This window comes from Streptomyces davaonensis JCM 4913, from assembly GCF_000349325.1.
Classification (GTDB): domain Bacteria; phylum Actinomycetota; class Actinomycetes; order Streptomycetales; family Streptomycetaceae; genus Streptomyces; species Streptomyces davaonensis.
Genome location: NC_020504.1, coordinates 629,975 through 647,197 on the forward strand (window position 1 = coordinate 629,975; position 17,223 = coordinate 647,197).

At 69.9% G+C, this 17,223-nt stretch carries 17 protein-coding genes; 10 read left to right on the plus strand and 7 right to left on the minus strand.

Going from position 1 to position 17,223, the window contains the following annotated elements; translation table 11 throughout:
• Positions 1 to 3 precede the first annotated feature (3 nt).
• On the plus strand, positions 4 to 1,071 hold the full coding sequence (locus BN159_RS02810) for an endonuclease/exonuclease/phosphatase family protein (RefSeq protein ID WP_015655373.1): 1,068 nt from the start codon (positions 4 to 6) through the stop codon (positions 1,069 to 1,071).
• Between the two features lie 21 nt (positions 1,072 to 1,092).
• Here BN159_RS02810 and BN159_RS02815 read toward each other — a convergent pair whose 3' ends face one another.
• Both BN159_RS02815 and BN159_RS02820 read right to left on the minus strand, forming a co-directional pair.
• The gene (locus BN159_RS02815) at positions 1,093 to 1,551 is read right to left on the minus strand and encodes a PPOX class F420-dependent oxidoreductase (RefSeq protein ID WP_015655374.1); all 459 of its coding nucleotides are present in this window, start codon (positions 1,549 to 1,551) and stop codon (positions 1,093 to 1,095) included.
• Positions 1,552 to 1,558: 7 nt separating this feature from the next.
• A complete protein-coding gene (locus tag BN159_RS02820) occupies positions 1,559 to 2,428 on the minus strand; it encodes a helix-turn-helix transcriptional regulator (protein ID WP_015655375.1) in 870 nt (289 codons plus the stop codon).
• Between the two features lie 173 nt (positions 2,429 to 2,601).
• On the opposite strand from BN159_RS02820, the gene BN159_RS02825 reads away from it, so the two are divergent.
• From BN159_RS02825 to BN159_RS02830, 3 genes are all read left to right on the plus strand, one after another.
• Positions 2,602 to 3,273, plus strand: coding sequence for an SDR family oxidoreductase (locus BN159_RS02825; protein ID WP_015655376.1), 672 nt, complete (start codon positions 2,602 to 2,604; stop codon positions 3,271 to 3,273).
• A 95-nt stretch (positions 3,274 to 3,368) separates the two neighbouring features.
• Positions 3,369 to 3,524 (plus strand): DUF6131 family protein, encoded by a 156-nt coding sequence (locus BN159_RS46120; RefSeq protein WP_015655377.1) that lies wholly within the window; start codon positions 3,369 to 3,371, stop codon positions 3,522 to 3,524.
• Between the two features lie 69 nt (positions 3,525 to 3,593).
• Positions 3,594 to 4,124: a GNAT family N-acetyltransferase gene (locus BN159_RS02830; protein WP_041818768.1), complete on the plus strand. Its 531-nt coding sequence runs from the start codon at positions 3,594 to 3,596 to the stop codon at positions 4,122 to 4,124.
• A gap of 24 nt (positions 4,125 to 4,148) precedes the next feature.
• Here BN159_RS02830 and BN159_RS02835 read toward each other — a convergent pair whose 3' ends face one another.
• On the minus strand, positions 4,149 to 4,370 hold the full coding sequence (locus BN159_RS02835) for a hypothetical protein (RefSeq protein WP_015655379.1): 222 nt from the start codon (positions 4,368 to 4,370) through the stop codon (positions 4,149 to 4,151).
• Positions 4,371 to 4,621: 251 nt separating this feature from the next.
• Between BN159_RS02835 and BN159_RS02840 the strand changes: the two genes are divergently transcribed.
• Entirely contained in the window at positions 4,622 to 7,345 is a 2,724-nt protein-coding gene (locus BN159_RS02840) for a PQQ-dependent sugar dehydrogenase (RefSeq protein ID WP_015655380.1), read from the plus strand.
• A gap of 16 nt (positions 7,346 to 7,361) precedes the next feature.
• Positions 7,362 to 9,119, plus strand: a complete 1,758-nt coding sequence (locus BN159_RS02845; RefSeq protein WP_015655381.1) for a ThuA domain-containing protein — start codon at positions 7,362 to 7,364, stop codon at positions 9,117 to 9,119.
• Between the two features lie 25 nt (positions 9,120 to 9,144).
• On the opposite strand, the gene BN159_RS02850 is transcribed toward BN159_RS02845, so the two are convergent.
• Positions 9,145 to 10,752, minus strand: a complete 1,608-nt coding sequence (locus BN159_RS02850) for an FAD-binding oxidoreductase (RefSeq protein ID WP_015655382.1) — start codon at positions 10,750 to 10,752, stop codon at positions 9,145 to 9,147.
• 65 nt (positions 10,753 to 10,817) lie between these two features.
• Here BN159_RS02850 and BN159_RS02855 point away from each other — a divergent pair, with 65 nt between their 5' ends.
• The 4 genes from BN159_RS02855 (at position 10,818) to BN159_RS02870 (ending at position 13,182) form a co-directional block, all read left to right on the plus strand.
• Positions 10,818 to 11,450: a TetR/AcrR family transcriptional regulator gene (locus BN159_RS02855; RefSeq protein WP_015655383.1), complete on the plus strand. Its 633-nt coding sequence runs from the start codon at positions 10,818 to 10,820 to the stop codon at positions 11,448 to 11,450.
• Entirely contained in the window at positions 11,450 to 11,956 is a 507-nt protein-coding gene (locus BN159_RS02860) for a hypothetical protein (RefSeq protein ID WP_051113458.1), read from the plus strand. The genes BN159_RS02855 and BN159_RS02860 overlap by 1 nt, the downstream gene beginning before the upstream one ends.
• Positions 11,957 to 12,052: 96 nt before the next feature.
• Positions 12,053 to 12,808 (plus strand): hypothetical protein, encoded by a 756-nt coding sequence (locus tag BN159_RS02865; RefSeq protein WP_015655385.1) that lies wholly within the window; start codon positions 12,053 to 12,055, stop codon positions 12,806 to 12,808.
• Positions 12,805 to 13,182 carry a hypothetical protein gene (locus tag BN159_RS02870; RefSeq protein ID WP_015655386.1) on the plus strand — a complete coding sequence of 126 codons (378 nt, stop codon included), beginning with the start codon at positions 12,805 to 12,807 and terminating at the stop codon, positions 13,180 to 13,182. Before BN159_RS02865 ends, BN159_RS02870 begins: the two co-directional genes overlap by 4 nt.
• Positions 13,183 to 13,309: 127 nt before the next feature.
• Here BN159_RS02870 and BN159_RS02875 read toward each other — a convergent pair whose 3' ends face one another.
• From BN159_RS02875 to BN159_RS02885, 3 genes are all read right to left on the minus strand, one after another.
• Positions 13,310 to 14,539, minus strand: coding sequence for an MFS transporter (locus tag BN159_RS02875; RefSeq protein WP_015655387.1), 1,230 nt, complete (start codon positions 14,537 to 14,539; stop codon positions 13,310 to 13,312).
• Positions 14,540 to 14,672: 133 nt separating this feature from the next.
• Positions 14,673 to 16,064 carry an amidohydrolase family protein gene (locus BN159_RS02880; protein WP_015655388.1) on the minus strand — a complete coding sequence of 464 codons (1,392 nt, stop codon included), beginning with the start codon at positions 16,062 to 16,064 and terminating at the stop codon, positions 14,673 to 14,675.
• Between the two features lie 201 nt (positions 16,065 to 16,265).
• Positions 16,266 to 17,021 carry an Atu4866 domain-containing protein gene (locus BN159_RS02885; protein ID WP_015655389.1) on the minus strand — a complete coding sequence of 252 codons (756 nt, stop codon included), beginning with the start codon at positions 17,019 to 17,021 and terminating at the stop codon, positions 16,266 to 16,268.
• Positions 17,022 to 17,223 lie beyond the last annotated feature (202 nt).

The following is a 17,223-nucleotide window of genomic DNA, read 5'->3' on the forward strand; positions in this document are numbered from 1 at the left end:
ACGATGGCGCACGCGGAGACGGAGCAGCCCGGGACGGGCGGGCCGGAACCGGGATCGAGTGGCTGGCGCGCGGGCCTTCGCCGGGCCATCCGCAGCGGTACCCGGCCGGAGCCGTGGAAGCGGAGCCCGGTGCTCACGGCGCTGGCGCTGTTGCTGGGCCTGCTCATGTTGCTGCATGCGTGGATCACGGACCGCGGGGGCCTCGGCAGTCTCGTGGAGACCTTCCTGCCGTGGTTCGGCCTGTTCGTCCCGTTGCTGCTGGCCGGGGCGCTGTGGCGCCGCTCCGCCTCCGCGGTGGCCGCGCTGCTGTTGCCGGTCGTGGTGTGGGGGAACCTGTTCGGCGGGCTGCTCATCGACAAGTCCCGGCCGGGCAGCGACCTGACCGTGGTCAGCCACAACGTCGGCGACGGCAACCCCGACCCGGTTGGCACCGCCCGCGACCTGGCCGCCTCGGGGGCGGACGTACTGGCCTTGGAGGAGATCACTCCGCAGGCGAAGCCTCTGTACGAGAAGGGGCTGGCGAAGGCGTATCGGTACCACACGGTGCAGGGCACGGTCGGGCTGTGGAGCAAGCTGCCGCTGTCGGACATCGAGCCGGTCGACATCCAGCAGGACGTCGGACCGCTGGGCGATGCCAAGCCGGTCGACGTCAAGATGGCCTACAACCGGGCACTGCGCGCCACGGTGGCCACGGATCAGGGGCCGCTGACGGTGTATGTGGCCCACCTGGGGTCCGTGCGGGTGATGCCCAGAACCGGCTTCTGGACGGACAGCCGGGACCGCAACGCGACGGCGCTCGCCGAGGCCCTCGCCGCCGAGCGCAGCGAGCGGGTGGTGCTGCTCGGTGACCTGAACGGCACCATGGACGACGGCGCGTTCGACGGCATCACATCGCTGCTGGACTCGGTCCAGGCGGAGGCCGGGGACGGCTTCGGGTTCAGTTGGCCGGCGAGGTTCCCGGTGGCGCGGATCGACCAGATCCTGGTGCGCGGTGTGGAGCCGAGGAGCTCGTGGGTGCTGCCGTCCACCGGCAGCGACCACCTGCCCGTGGCGGCCGGAATCAGCTGGTGAACGCAGCGCACCCGCGGGGTGCTAGCCGTCGATGTCGAGCGCCGTGCCGTACAGTCGGTCCACCTTCAGCCGGATGACCACCCGGCGCTCGGCCACGAGCTGCTCCAGGAATGCGGCTTCGTCCTCGGGCCTCGCGCCTTGCGGGATCATGCCGAGCAGTTCCCGCCCGATCTCGTCGCCGGGCACCGTCGTGGGCTCGGAGACCTCGGCCTCGCCTTCGGCCACGGCGAACGACCATACGTTGCCGCCCTGCACATGCAGTGCCGCACGCGGATTGCGTCGCAGGTGCCCGACCTTGACCCGGTCGGCCGTCGTCGAGAACCGCGCCGTGCGGGATTCGGGGTCCCAGGTGTACATCATGGTGGTCAGGTGGGGGTGGCCACTGCGCTTGACACTGGCGAGCGTGCCGAACTGCCGGCCGCCGAGCAGGTCGGAGAGGGCTTCGTCGGACAGTGAGCGAGGCGCTGCTGGTTTGGTCATGTGTTGATCAACGGCCTTGGTGGTACGGCAATTCCCTCTCGGGTGCGGTCCAACTGGCCAGGACCTGGAGGGCCTGGGCGGTTTCGGAGCCCGGTTCGACGTTGTAGACGCACAGGGTCTGTTCCGCGTCGCCGGGTGCCTGGAAGGACTCGTAGGAGAAGTGCAGGTCGGCGACGAGGGGGTGGTGGTAGTGCTTGGCGCCGTGGGTGCGGCGCAGCACCTTGTGGTCGTTCCACCACGTGGTGAACTCGGGGCACTTGAGGGTGAGTTCGCCGACGAGGTCGGCTAGTTGCCGGTCATTGGGATAGCGGCCCGCCTCGAAGCGGAGGATGGCCACCGTCTCCGCGGCGATCCGTTCCCAGTCCCCCACGCGCTCTCGGGCCACAGGGTCCAGCAGGTAATAGCGGGCGAGGTTGCGGTGGGTGGCGGGCAGGGCGTCGAAGTCGGTCAGGACGGCTCTGGCGAGCTGGTTCGAGGCCAGCACGTCGGTGCGTCGGCCCAGGACGAAGGCGGGTACGTGGTTCAGGGTCTCCAGCATCAGGTGCAGGCCCGGCCGGACCCGCTGGGCCCTGGCCGGGGCGCGGCGTGCGGGCCGGGCGCCGGAGGCCAGCAGGTCGGTGAGGTGTTCGCGTTCGGTCTCGTCCAGCCGCAGCACGCGGGCTACGGCGTCCACGACCTCGGTGGAGGGATTACGGGCCCGTCCCTGTTCCAGGCGCGTGTAGTACTCGGTGCTGACGCCTGCGAGGCGGGCGACCTCGTCCCGGCGCAGGCCGGGTACCCGGCGCACTCGCCCGTCGGAGGGCAGTCCGGCCCGCTCGGGGCTGACCTTCGCGCGTCGTGAGCGCAGGAAGCCGGAGATTTCCCTGGTGCGGTCCATGGCTCCAGTGTGCGGATTTCAGTGACTGCGTGTCGCCCCGAAGGTGGTCCTGCCAGTACCTGTTCCGGCAGGGCCACATTTGGCGTCCTGGAGGGCACCCCCCGGTGGTGTTCTGGGTGTGCGGCCGGAACGGACCGTCCCGCGAAACTCCACTTCTTCGGAAGGCATTCAGCATGTCCACGAACACCACGTCCCCGACCCAACCTCTGCCCCTCGCCGGTCGTGTCGCGGTCGTCACCGGCGCCTCCAGCGGCATCGGTGAGGCGTCCGCCGAGCACCTGGCGTCGCTCGGTGCCCGTGTCGTCGTACTGGCGCGGCGGGCCGAACTCGGGGGCGCCGACCTGCTGCTGAACAACGCCGGAGTCATGCTGCCCGCTCCGATCGAGGAGCTGGCCGCGGATCAGTGGAAGCAGCAGATCGATCTGAACATCACCGGTCTGATGAACGCGATCGGCGCGTTCACCCCGCAGTTGGTCGCGGCCGCCGCCGAGCGCGGTGTGGCCGACCTGATCAACACCTCCTCGATCGCGGCGCAGAACATCTTCCCCAACTTCGCCGTCTACTCGGGTACGAAGGCGTACGTCACCCACCTGTCCCGGCATCTGCGGGCCGAGCTGGGCGCGAAGAAGGTGCGGGTCTCGGCGCTCGAACCCGGCATTGTCGGCACCGAGCTTCAGGGCCATGTCACGGACCAGGGCGCCCTGGACTGGCTGGCCGGCTCCAAGGAGACGATGGAGTGGCTCACGGCGCAGGACATCGCAAAGACCGTCGGCTTCATCGCCACACTCCCGCCTCGGGTGAACCTCCAGCAGGTCACGATCATGCCCACCGGCCAGGCCGCCTGACCGGGGTGCGCGGTGGGGCCCGCCTTCGTCCTCATGTTTAAGGGGCGAGTTCCGGTTCACTGGGGAAGCTGTATCACTTCAGGTGGGAGGCAGCCATGCTCCTCATAGGCATCATCCTGCTCGTCATCGGCTTCGTCACGGGCATCTCGGTCCTCTGGACGATCGGGCTCATCCTGACCGTCATCGGCGCGGTCATGTGGATCATGGGTTCCATGGGCCATGCGGTCGCCGGCCGTCGGCACTACTGGTGATGAGCCGACCAGCACCTGGGCCGACTCCTTTCGGATCACTGTCACGGGCGGTGCGCTAGGTTTCCCGGCATGACCGAAGTCGGACCCGACACCTGGCCACCTGCCCCGTTACGGACCGCACGGCTCGTACTCCGTGCGTCACAGTCCCAGGATCGCGCGGCGTTCATCGAGTTGTTCACCTCGCCGGAGGTGGGGACCTACGTCGGTGGCGCTCGGCCGCGTGATGAGTTGGAGCGCGCGATGCCCGAGGTGCCGGGGCGGCGGCCCCGCCTGTTCGTGGTCGAACTCGACGGGACGATGATCGGCATGATCACGCTCGATCGGCGCGACGCCGAGCGTCCGGGGCACGTCCGGCCGGATGGTGGGGCGGCCGAGCTCGGCTACCTGTTCCTGCCGCAGGCGTGGGGACACGGGTACGCCGCCGAGGCGTGCGCCGCGGCACTCGACTGGTTCGCCGGCGTGCTCCCCGGCGAGCCGGTGGTGCTCACCACCCAGACCGCCAACGACCGTGCGATGCGCCTCGCGGCAAAACTCGGGTTCACCGAGGTCGAGCGGTTCGAGGAGTTCGGCGCCGAGCAGTGGTTCGGGGTGTGGTCGTAGGCCGGCGTCCCCTCTGGCGGGGCGTCAATTCCATGGTTCCTGGTGGGGGTTCTCGCCCAGCACCCGCGCGGCGGCCTCGCAGAGGTCTTGGCCGTAGAGCTGGTTGCTGCCGTACGGGGAGCCCCAGAGTTCGGTCGCGGCTTGGGCCACGGCGCGCCAGCTGAAGTCTTCGTCGACTCGCCATGCGCGGATCTGGACGGCCATCTCCGTCGTGATCGTCGCGGGGTCCACAAGGTTGTATGCCATGCCGCCGACCCTAGGAGCCTCGTCGGCGCGGCGGCCATCTGATGACGCCCGCGACTTTGTCCTGATCACGGAAAAAGCGAAGAGTTCCGGCGCGAAAGGGGTTACGCGTCAGGACCAAGCCCGCTAACTTCCTTGAAATGAACGGGTCATGCACATGAGGCCCGGTTAGACGGCGCGACGGCGCGCGCCGGTTCTCCCCTCGGCAGGGCCGATCATGTCCTGCTGTCATCCCCACACCTCGGGAGACAACTGTGCGCACGAGACTGCTCAGACCCCGATTCCTCCGTCCGTTGGCGCTGTCGGTGGTGTGTGCCGTCGGCTGCTTCGCGCCCGGAACGGCCACAGCCGCGCCACCCGATCCGGCCGACCGCGTGAGCGCGGCAGCCGCGGAGTTCCAGCAGATCACGCTCGCCAAGGGCGTGGCCGAGATGGGCGAGCCCATGACGCTCGCCGTGCTCCCGAACCGTTCGGTCCTGCATACGTCACGCGACGGCACCGTCCGGCTCACCGATGCCGCCGGGAACACCGGCGTGGCCGGAAAACTCGACGTCTACAGCCACGACGAGGAGGGTCTGCAAGGCATCGCGGTGGACCCGGCGTTCACCTCCAACCGCTTCATCTACCTGTACTACGCCCCCAAGTTGAGCACGCCGAACGGTGACGCCCCTTCCGACGGGACCGCCTCCGACTTCGCGCCGTTCGACGGCGTCAACCGGCTCTCCCGGTTCCTGCTGAGGGCCGATGGCACCCTCGACGTCGCCGGCGAGCAGAAGATCCTCGACGTCCCCGCCTCGCGCGGCATCTGCTGTCACGTCGGCGGCGACATCGACTTCGACGCGGCGGGCAATCTGTATCTGTCGACCGGCGACGACACCAACCCCTTCGCCTCGGACGGCTTCACCCCGATCGACGAACGGGCCTCCCGCAACCCGGCCTTCGACGCCCAGCGTTCCGCGGGCAACACCAACGACCTGCGCGGCAAGGTGCTGCGTATCAAGGTGAACGCGGACGGGTCGTACTCCATCCCGAGCGGCAACCTCTTCGCGCCCGGCACCGCCAGAACGCGCCCCGAGATCTACGCGATGGGCTTCCGCAACCCCTTCCGGATGAGCGTGGACAAGGCCACGGGCATCGTCTACCTCGGTGACTACGGCCCCGACTCCGGAACCGCGTTGCCGGGGCGAGGGCCGGAGGGCCAGGTCGAGTTCAACCGCATTACGCAGGCGGGCAATTACGGCTGGCCGTACTGCACCGGCAAGGCCGACGCGTACACCGACTTCGACTTCGCCACGGGCGCTTCGGGCGCCAAGTTCGACTGCTCCGCGCCCAGGAACACCTCACCGCGCAACACCGGTCTCACCGACCTGCCCCCGGCGCAACCGGCCTGGATCCCCTACAACGGCACCTCCGTACCGGAGTTCGGCGGGGGATCGGAATCCCCGATGGGCGGGCCCGTCTACCGCTACGACGCCTCCTCCACCTCCGAGGTCAAGTTCCCCGAGGAGTACGACGGGGACTATTTCGCGGGCGAGTTCGGCCGCCGCTGGATCAAGCGCATCGAGGCGGCCGGCGACGGCACCGTGCAGTCCATCAACCCCTTCCCCTGGACCGGTACCCAGGTGATGGACACGGCCTTCGGCCCGGACGGCGCCCTGTACGTCCTGGACTACGGCACCGGCTACTTCAACGGCGACGAGAACTCCGCCCTGTACCGCATAGAGCATGTCACCGACGGCCTCGCCCCGATCGCGCAGGCCAAGGCGAACGTCACCTCCGGAAAGGCACCGCTGGCGGTCTCCTTCTCCTCGGCCGGCAGCTCGGACCCGGACGGCGGCGCCCTCAGCCATGCGTGGACCTTCGGGGACGGTGCGACGTCCACCGCCGCCGACCCCTCGCACACCTACACGGCCAACGGCCAGTACACGGCCACGCTGAAGGTCACGGATCCGACCGGCAAGACCGCGACCGCGTCCGTGCACATCACCGTCGGCAACACCGCGCCCACCGTGCGGATCGACCTGCCCGCGGACGGCAGCATCCACGACTTCGGGGACGCGATCCCCTTCCAGGTGACGGTGACCGACCCGGAGGACGGCACCATCGACTGCGCCAGGGTGAAGGTCTCCTTCATCGTCGGCCACGACAGCCACGGCCACCCGCAGACCTCGGCCACCGGCTGCTCCGGCACCCTCCAGACCCTGGCGGACGGCGAACACGACCCCAACGCCAACATCTTCGGCGTCCTCGATGCCGAGTACACCGACAAGGGCGCGAGCGGCCAGCCCGCGCTGACCACCCACGACCAGCACATCGTCCAGCCCTCCCACCGGCAGGCCGAGCACTACGGCGGCTCCGCCGGGGTCCAGGTCGTCAACCACGGCCCCGCCCACGGCGGCAGGACCGTCGGCTACATCGACAACGGCGACTGGATCTCCTTCACGCCGTACGCCCTCGGCAACGCCACCGCGTTCACCGCCCGGGTGTCCTCGGCGGGTGCGGGCGGCACCATCGAGGTGCGCGCCGGGTCCGCGACCGGCGCCCTGCTCGGTACGGCGACCGTGCCGGTGACCGGCGGCTGGGAGACCTTCCAGGACGTGACCACTCCCCTGGCCGACCTGCCCAGCGGCTCCACCCAGCTGTACCTCGTCTTCAAAGGCGGCGCCGGAGCGCTGTTCGACGTCGACGAGTTCTCCTTCACCACGACCGGCGGCGGTACCCGCTCGGGTGCGGTCAAGGGCGTGGGCAGCAAGTGCCTGGACGTCGACGGCGCCAACACCGCCGACGGCACGCAGATCCAGCTGTGGACCTGCAACGGCACCGGCGCCCAGAAGTGGTCCGCGCAGCCCGACGGCACCGTACGCAACCCGCAGTCCGGCAAGTGCCTCACCGCATCCGGCGACACGTGGAACGACGGCACGCCCGTGCAGCTGTGGACCTGCCAGACCGGCGCCAACCAGAAATGGACCCTTCCGTAGAAAGGAGGCGACTGACATGCGTACGCAACTCAAATCGGTGCTCGGCCTGTTCACCGGCCTCGTGCTCTGTCTGACACCGCAGGCGACCGCCCTGCCCGGCCCCGGGTCGGACTCGGCCGCGCCCTCCGCGGCCGTCGCGGCGGCGGACCCGGCGTACAAGGTTCTCGTGTTCTCCCGGACCGCGGGGTTCCGGCACTCCTCGATCGACGACGGCATCGCGGCACTGCGAGCGCTCGGCACGGAGAACAACTTCACCGTGGACGCCACCGAGGATCCCCAGGTCTTCACCACCGGCAATCTCGGCCAGTACAAGGCGGTCGTCTTCCTCTCCACCACCGGTGACGTGCTGGGCGACGCCCAACAGACCGCCTTCGAGCAGTACATCCAGGGCGGCGGCGGATACGTCGGCATCCACGCGGCGGCCGACACCGAGTACGACTGGCCCTTCTACGAGGGCCTGGCCGGCGCCCTGTTCCAGTCCCACCCGGCCATCCAGTCCGCCACCGTCGAGGTCGAGGACCGGGCCCACGACGCCACCGCCCACCTCGGCCCCACCTGGCAACGCACGGACGAGTGGTACAACTACCGCACCAACCCCCGCACCACCGCCCACGTCCTCGCCTCCCTCGACGAATCCAGCTACACGGGCGGGACCATGTCCGGCGACCACCCGATCGCCTGGTGCAAGGACTACCAGGGCGGCCGGGCCTTCTACACCGGAGGCGGCCACACGGACGAGTCGTACGGCGAACCCGCGTTCCGGCGCCATCTCCTCGGCGGCATCCGCTGGGCCGCCGGCATGACCGAGGCCGACTGCCGCCCCGAGACCGGCTACACCGCCCTGTTCGACGGCTCCTCCACCACCGGCTGGAGCCAGGCGGGCCCCGGCGGCTTCACCCTCGCCGACGGAAGCCTCACCTCCCACGGCGGACTGGGCATGCTCTGGTACTCCGCCGAGGAGTTCACCGGCGACTACTCCCTCAAGCTCGACTGGAAGGCCGCCGGTGACGACAACTCCGGTGTCTTCATCGGGTTTCCCGCCTCGGACGACCCGTGGTCGGCGGTGAACAACGGCTACGAGATCCAGATCGACGCCACCGACACGGCCGACCGCACCACGGGCGCCGTGTACGGGTTCAAGTCCGCCGACATCGCGGCACGCGACGCCGCATTGAACCCGCCGGGTGAGTGGAACACGTACGAACTCCGCGTCACCGGCGAGCGGTTGGAGATCTTCCTCAACGGCCGCAAGGTCAACGACTTCACCAACACCGACCCCGTTCGCAGCCTCCAGCAGGGCCATATCGGCATCCAGAACCACGGCGACGGCGACGACGTCTCGTTCCGCAACATCCGGATCGACGGGGCGGGCGGCACCACACCGCCCGGTCCTCGCTCGGGTGCCGTGAAGGGCGTGGGCGGCAAGTGTCTGGACGTCGACGGCAGCAACACCGCCGACGGCACGAAGGTCCAGCTGTGGACCTGCAACGGCACCGGCGCGCAGAACTGGACCCTGGCCACCAATGGCACCGTCCAGGCGCTGGGCAAGTGCCTCGACGTCTCCGGTGGCGGGACCGCGGACGGCACGAGGATCCAACTCTGGACCTGCAACGGCACGGGCGCCCAGACCTGGGCACCCCAGTCCGACGGCACGGTCCGCAACCCGCAGTCGGGCAAGTGCCTCGACGCGTCCGGCGGTACGTGGAACGACGGGACGCCCGTGCATCTGTGGACGTGCCACACCGGGCCCAACCAGAAGTGGGTCCTGCCATGACCGGTTGAGTATGTATGGGCCGCGGTCAGCGCAAGGGGTCAATCACCGTGCCGGGGTTGAGGATTCCCTTCGGGTCGAGGACCTGCTTGCCGGCTCGCAGGGCGGCGGCGAAGAGGTCGGGGCGCTGGCGGTCGTACCAGGGCCGGTGGTCGCGGCCGACCGCGTGATGGTGGGTGATGGTGGCGCCGCTCGCGATCAGGGCTTCGGAGACGGCCTGTTTGATCTCGTCCCACTGCTCCACCGTCCTGCCCCACTGGCCCGCTGCGTAGACACCGAAGTACGGGGCGGGCCCGTCCGGGTAGACGTGGGTGAACCGGCAGGTCACCACGCCTTCCGCGCCGACCTGGCGCAGGGCGTCGCGGGCCGCTTCGTCGACGGCTGCGCGCAGCGCGGCGAAGCGGTCCCAGGTGCAGGCCGTCTCGAAGGTCTCCACGATCATGCTCTGGGCGGCGAGGGCGTCGCGCTGGTAGGGCATGCGCAGGAAGGAGGAGCGCCAGGTGTCGGCGGCTTCGGTGCGCGCGGCCTGGTCGGCGCTGTCGGTGTGGCGAGCCGGTTCGGGCAGGGTGCCGCCGTGGTCGCGGCACAGTTCCAGCGCGCGTTCCATCCACGCGTCGACGGGGTGGTCGGCCGATTCGAAGCCGAGTACCAGGACGGCGGTCGGGGAACCGGCGTTGATGAACGCTTCCACGGGGTCGAGGAGGCGGCAGTTGGCGGGGTTCAGACCGGACTGGGCCAGCGCGCGCACCGCCTGGACGCCCGCGTCGTAGTCGGCGAAGGCGACCGAGGCGCCGGCCCGCCGGCGGGGTCGGTCCTGGAGGCGGACCCAGGCCCTGGTGATGACGCCGAGCGAGCCCTCGGAGCCCAGGAACATGCGGTCCGGGGACGGTCCGGCACCCGAGGCGGGGAGTCGGCGGGTCTCCACGACCCCGGAGGGGGTGATGACGCGCAGCGATTCGGTGAGGTCGTCGATGTGGGTGAGGTGCGTGGCGAAGTGGCCACCGGCCCGGGTGGCGAGCCAGCCACCGAGCGTCGAGAACTCGAAGGACTGGGGAAAGAACCGAAGGGTGTATCCCTTGGGCCGGAGTTGCCGCTCCAGGTGCGGTCCGAAGACTCCGGCCTCGACGAATGCGGCCCGACTGGTGGCGTCGACGTCGAGCACCCGGTCCATGGAGGTGAGATCCAGACTGACGACACCGGCGTAGTCGTCACCCACCCGGGGTTCGACGCCTCCCACGACCGAGGACCCGCCGCCGAAAGGAACGACCGCGATGTCGGCGTCACTGCACCAGTCCAGCACGCGGACGACGTCGTCCTCCGAGGCGGGACGCACGACGAGGTCAGGCACGTGCGGCAACTGCCCCAGCAGCGCCCGTACGACATCGCGGAAGGCCTGCCCGTGGCTGTGCGCGAGCCGGTCCCGTACATCCTCGGAGACGAGGGCCGCGAGAGCCGACGGCGCCTGGATCCTGCTCGGGCGCACGCCGAAGGAGTCGACGGAGGGTGCCTCGTGCACCGTCAGGTCGGCTCCCGGCAACAACTCCGCGGTACGGCGGGTGAGTTCAGCGCGCTCCTGGCCTGTCACCGCGTCTTCTTCGTTTCCCCATCCCCACCACGACCGCGTCTTGCCGCTCACGTCCGCACCGCCGATCTGAACGCTGGGTAACTTACCGGGCGGTCACTTTCGCATAGGATGGCACCATGAGCAAGCAGGCCAACGCCACACGCACCGTGGGCACCAAGGGCATGCCCCGCAAGGACCGGGAGCGGCTGATCCTGGACGCGGCGGCGGAGGAGTTCGGCCGCAGGGGCTACGCGAGCGGTTCGACGAGGGACGTCGCGGCGCGGGCGGGCATCTCCAAACCCATGATCTACGAGTACTTCGGCTCCAAGGACGGCCTGTACCTGTCCTGCCTGGACCGCGCAGGCACCCGCCTCATCGCAGCCGTCGAGTCCGCGCAGAACGGCCCGGCCGACCTCACCCGCGCCGCGCGCACCCTCCAGGCCATCTTCACCGCACTTGAGTCGCACATCCACGACTGGGAACTCGTCTACGACTCCACCGTGCCGTCCGACACCGACCTCCACACGGCGGCCACCGCCTACCGACGGGAACTCAACCGACTGGGCGCGGTGGGAGTCGCCGCATACCTCACCGGCTCCCCCGCCACCGAACCCCTCGACGCCGACTTCGCCACGCACCTCTGGTACGGCACCGTGAGCGCGGCGGTGGCCTGGTGGCGACACCACCCTGAACAGACCGCCGCGGAAATGAACGCACGATTCGAGCGGGTCTTCACGGCACTGGGCCCATCGAGGCCGGGTGAGCACTGATGGTGACAGCAGGGTTTGCGGCGCAGGGGCGGAGGCAAGTCACGGTGCAGTGGATCAGGACATCCTGGACGAAGGAGTCTCGGGGCGGAGAGTCCGCTGCCCGGAGGAACGCGGCGCCGTTGGGCTTCTCCTTGCCTCAAGTCCCTTCCGGGTTCGCCCACTTCGTGGAGATGTCCGAGTGGGATGGGTTCGAGCCGCGTGCGGGCCAGAGAGACCTGGACAAGGTCGGTGTCAGCCTGCGAGAAGAAGGGGATCGACTCCGGGTGCAGGCTCGTGTGGAGCCGCTGTTCGGGTTGCCTCCTCGACGACGAAGGCCCCCGGCGGTTCGACTGCTACCGGGCCAGTGGGTTCGATGGCAGCTGAACTACCGGTTCTCCAGTGCCGCGGGCATCCGCGACTGGTCGTATTGGCTCGACACGTTCAATATCGCCTACGGGCCTATTGACCAGGATGTCTTCCTGTCGGAGCCGAGCGTGCTCATCGATGAGTGCGGCCCTGTCCGCTAGGGCGCACGGGAAGGTCCAGCCGCGCGATATCCGCTTGAACCCGCCCTCCCTTGATCGCATACAGTCAGCCGGGGTCAAGGGGAGGGCAACTCACACGTGAAGCACAGCATCACCAACCGGGTCACCGCCGCGCTGCTTTGCGCCGCCACCAGTGTCGTCATCACCGGCTGCGGCCCGGACGGCAAGGGGACCGGGGCGTCGGGGAATGGGCACCCCTTCGACTCCATGACACCGGAGCAGATCGACGGCCAGGCCCGGGCGGCGCTCAAGGGCGCGTCGAGCATGCGCTGGACCGGCGAGTTCAACAGCGACGGTCGGCACGTCGAAGTCGATGTGGCCGCGGACGACCACGGTTCCTGCAACGGCACGTTCGGCCTGGACTTCCCCATGCACATCATCAAGAAGGGCTCACTCGTCTACGTCAAGGCCGAGGAGGAGTACTGGCGGACCTCCTTCAGCCGCGGGATGACGCCCGAGCAGACCGAGGAGATGGTGGCGCAGTTCAAGGGCCGCTGGATCAAGCCGCCCAAGTTGATGTCGCAGACCTTGGGGAGCATGTGCGACATCTTCCACACCCAGGTCGAGGATCTGAGCCTTGCGTCGGACGGAAACCCCACCCGCGAGGCCGACACCACCGTGCACGGTCGGCCCGTCGCCGTGCTCACCGACAGCACGACGACCGGGACCACAACCGTGTACGTCGCCAAGAAGGGCAAGCCCTACCCCCTGAGGATCACGGTCACCGGCGGCGACGAACCCCTGGACGTCACCCTCACCGACCAAGGCAAGCCCGTCGACACCACCCCACCTCCGCCCGACGAGATCCTCGACCCCACTACGCTGAGCCCGTGAGGACCGACCGACGCGTCCGCCGCCTCGTCACGGCCGACGCCACCTGGTACTGGTCCGTACGACAGCGGGTTGAACCGGACTACGCCGACTGCCGCGTGACGCTCTCCCTCTTCACGGACGCACCCACGAAGGGCACCGGGCGCCGCGTCTCCTTCGTCTTCGCGCCGACCCCCACCGGAGTCATCTCCAACTGCTACTTCGAGTCGGGCACCGTGATACGGCTCCCGGACCGGCACTGGCTCAACCTTTACGAGCCGGGTACAGTCCGGCGCCTCCTGGACGCCGCAGCCCCCGCGCTGGAGCGCCAACCAGCGGAAAAGGCCCTCGAATTGGACGGCTGGCGGTACTTCGAAGACGCGTCCCTCCGCCAGTGATGGAGTGGGATCGAATCCTTGCCGAATGGTGCCGGCCCGGGCCGCATAGGTGCCTGACGCGTGTCGCCCTGGGCCACTACTGGTCAACATCCGAGGCGGCCACGAGTGGCGCGGTCGGCGGGTGGGGTTACGCGGTGCGCTGGTGGCCGAGGGTCGGCAGAGCCAGGAGGAGGCCCAGGACGAGCAACGCAGCGACGACGAGCAGGATGCCGCCGAAGCCGAGCCCGGTGAGAGCGCCGGTGAGCTGCGGGCCCAAGCTGGCGCCGATGAACATGCTGCATCCGTAGAGGGCGACCGCCGCGCCGCGTGCGTGTGGCGCGTTGGCGTTGACGGTCTCGACGACGGCGGGTGCCGCTGCCGCGACGGCGGCCACGAACAGCAGCAGGGCGACGGCCAGCGGCACGGTGTGGCCGCCGAGGAAGGAGCCGGCGGCGACGGTGAGGGCGGCCAGGGCGAAGGCGAGGACCGCGCGCAGGGGCGCGACCAGCCGCTGGAGCACGGGGGCGAGCAGGGGGACGGCGACCAGGGCGGGCAGTGCGCTCGCCCGCAGGGCGAGGATCGCGGAGGAGTTACCGGCGATACTCGGCGGTCCGGCGATGGCCACTGCCGTGTAGAGGGCGACGAAGGCGGACATCAGGGCGACGGTGGACAGGTACAGGGCGACCAGCCGAGGCCGGCGCAGCAGCCGTGGCATCGCCGCGAATGCCTGCAGCAGTCCACCGCCGGTGCCGTGGCGCGGGGTGGGCCGCAGTACTCGGCGCACCGGAATCAGGCTCAGGGCCATCAGGGCGGCACTGATCCAGAAGACCGCGCGCCAGCCGAGCCCGGCCGCGACGGCCTGGGCCCCGATCTGCATGACGACGGCGGCAGCGAGCATGCCGCTGGTGATGCAGGTGAGGGCGGTGCCGCGGCGCTGCGGTGCGATGTGGTGGACGACGTAGGAGAGCGCGGAGGGTGCGAAGCTCGCGGCGGTCAGTCCCTGAAGACTGCGCAGGGCGATGGCCGTGGGGAGGTTGGGGGCGGCGCTGACCGCGGCGGTGGATACCGTGGCGGCCACGAGTCCTGCGGTGATCACGGCGCGTGGTCCGTAGCGGTCGGAGAGCGGACCGGAGAGGAGGAATCCGGCGGCGTAGGCGAAGCCGAACGCGGTCGCCGTCCATGTGGCCTGCCCGGGTGTGGTGCCGAGCGCGGTGGCCATGGGGTGCAGCAGCGCCAGGACGGTGTACATCTGGCCGACCATCAGGACGCCGAGCGCGGTCAGCAGGACGGTGGTCGGGGCGGCCGGGGCCCAGCCCGGCAGTTGGGCGGACGGGCTGCTCTCGGCCGTGTGTCTGGGGGTTGTGGTGGGGTGGGACATGGGGCTCCCGAAGGGGGCGTCTGGTGGCGGCCCCGTGTGTTTGCGCGCGACGCGATCGGCCGATGGCACCGCAGGGGGCGACGGGTTCCCCCGGCCGGCGTGCGGCCGGCCGGGGGACGATGAAGGGGGATGCTCAGGCAGTCGGGGTGTTCAGCACGTACTCGCGCGAGGCGTTGACCTCGGTTCGCAGGGCGGACAGGTCGACGTCGAGCACGTGGCCGTTCCACTTGCGGGGCTCGCCGTTGATGAGCACGGCGCTGATGTTGCGGGCGTCGGAGCCCAGCACGACGGTGCCGATCGGGTCGTTGAGCGGCATGTTGTTGATGTCCTCGGCCTGGATGACCAGCAGGTCGGCCTTCTTGCCCGGGGTGAGCGAGCCGGTGACGGCGGCCAGGCCGTTGGTGTGGGCGCCCTGGAGGGTGGCGAAGTCCAGGACGTCGTGGCTGGTGATGCGCTGGGGCTGCTGGTCGGTGCCGTAGACGGCGTTGACGGCGCGCATCCGCTGGATGGCGTGCAGGGCCCGCATCTGCGTGAACATGTCGCTGGCCAGGGCGACTTCGACGTCGATGCTCAGGCCGGGGCGGATGCCGACGGACAGGGCCTCGTCGACGGCGGGGATCGCCGTCTCCAGGCCGATCTGGGCCTCGGAGGTGGGGGCGAGCGCCACGGTGGTGCCGGTCTCCCCCATCGCCTTCCATGCCTCGGGGGTCAGTCCGGTGGAGTGGATGAGGGTGACGTCGGGGCCGAGGATGCCCTCCTTGGCCCAGCGCAGGATCGCCTCGGAGGAGGACGTGCCGAAGACGGCGTCCACGCTCACTCCGATGCCCAGGTCCTTGGCGACGCGGGCAAGCTCGGGACCGTAGGCGAGCGCCGGTCCGGCGATCTCGTCGGTGGCGAGCGTCGCCAGGCGCAGGGTCAGCAGCTGGTCGTCGCTGCTGAAGTACTGCTCCTTGACGCGGGCCAGGTCGCCGGGCCACTGGCGGTCCCACTCGCCGAAGTGCGGGCCCATGGAGGCGTGCACGCCGCGGATGCCGGTGTCGACGAGGGCCTCGATGGCGGCGTCGGAGTGCTCGCGGGTGCGGGAGTTGTGGGAGAAGTCCAGCATGGTCGTGATGCCGCTGTCGATCGCGGTGAGGGCGGCCAGCTTGGTGCCGATGTACATGTCCTCGGGCCGGTAGACCGTGGCGTAGCCGGCCAGAGTGGACATGACGTAGCCGCCGAGGTCGTCGACGTCCGGCATGATCCGGCGCAGCTGAGCCTCCCAGGCGTGCCGGTGGGTGTCGACGAAGCCGGGGCTGAGGATGGTGCCGCTGGCGTCGACGACCACGGCGTCACCCGCGTCGAGGTCACGGCCCACGGCGGTGATGGTGTCGCCCTCGACGAGGAGGTCGCCGCGGTCGATGACGCCGAGTTCGGGGTCCATGGTGACGATGGTCGCGCCGGTGAACAGGATGCGCCGCTGATCGGCGGGGCGGCGCCGGAGCTCTTCGAGTACGGCTGCGTCGGTGGTGTCGTTGACGTTCATGAGAGGTCTTCTTTCCGTTCGGCGGACAGGCCGGAAGAAGGGCCCGTCCGCGGGAGGGGCTGGGAGGGGTGGGTCGCCGGGGGCGGACGAGGCTGCTCGACTACCATCCTCGGTCCCGCCCGTTATGGGAAACAGGTCCCGGTTTCCCCAGGTGTAGCGCACCCAGGATCGGGACTGCGGGGGCGCCGATGGGCGCAGAGGTCAGCCCAGCTTCATGACGTAGCCCGCGTGGTGCAGTTCGTCGCCCTGGAACTCTCCGTAGGCCCAGAAACCGAGGTCGTCGAGGTAGTCGATGCGGTCGCCGTCGATCCAGTACCGGCCCTGGTAGGCGTGCGGGCGCCCGCCCCGGGTCTCGTCGTAGCGGCCGTCGGCGATGAGCTCCTGGTGCAGGAAGTCCTTCCGGTCGATCCAGACGCCGACCCGTGGGCTGCCGGTCAGGTCCGGTGCGGCCGGGATGCCCGTCTCGGGGGCGGTGGCCCGGCCGGGGGCGTCGGTGCCCGCCCACAGGACGGGCCGGCCGGCCGCGACCAGCGCGCGGACCTGCTCCGGCCGGGACAGGAGGGTGGCTACCGCGCTCGGCACGTCGGCGGCGAGTTCGTCGGGCACCACCAGGAAGTCGGTGGTGTTGCCCGGGGTCAGCGTCGCGACGTACTCGGAGCGCCGGCCACGGCCGCCAGCCAGCGCCACGGTGTCCACGACGGCGGGGACGATGGTCATGCCCGTGCAGTCGACGACGATGGCGTTGTCGTCGCCCGCCGCGGTGATGATGCCCGGGCCGACGCCCACGAGCAGAGAGCCGACGAACAGGAGGTCGGCACCGGTCATGGTCCCGATGAGCGGGTCCATCGTCACGATCCGGGCGTTGGTGAACAGGACGGGACGGCCACCGTCGTTCGAGACGATCTCGTCGAGGGCCTTCGGGTTCCAGCTCGCGGTGTCGGTGTCGGTGGTGGTCATGGTGCTCCCTGAGGGAAGTTCGGCTCATCGGTCTGCCCGACGCACGAGGCGAGCGCCGGTGCAGGTGGGGGCGGATGCTCGGCAGTTGCGGCAGCCGCGTGACCATCAGGTTCGTCGCGCGGCGGAATCGGAACCAGGCCGCCGTAACCCCAGGTGCGCGGCACCCACACTGGGCCCCGCTGATCGCAACGGGGCCCGTGTG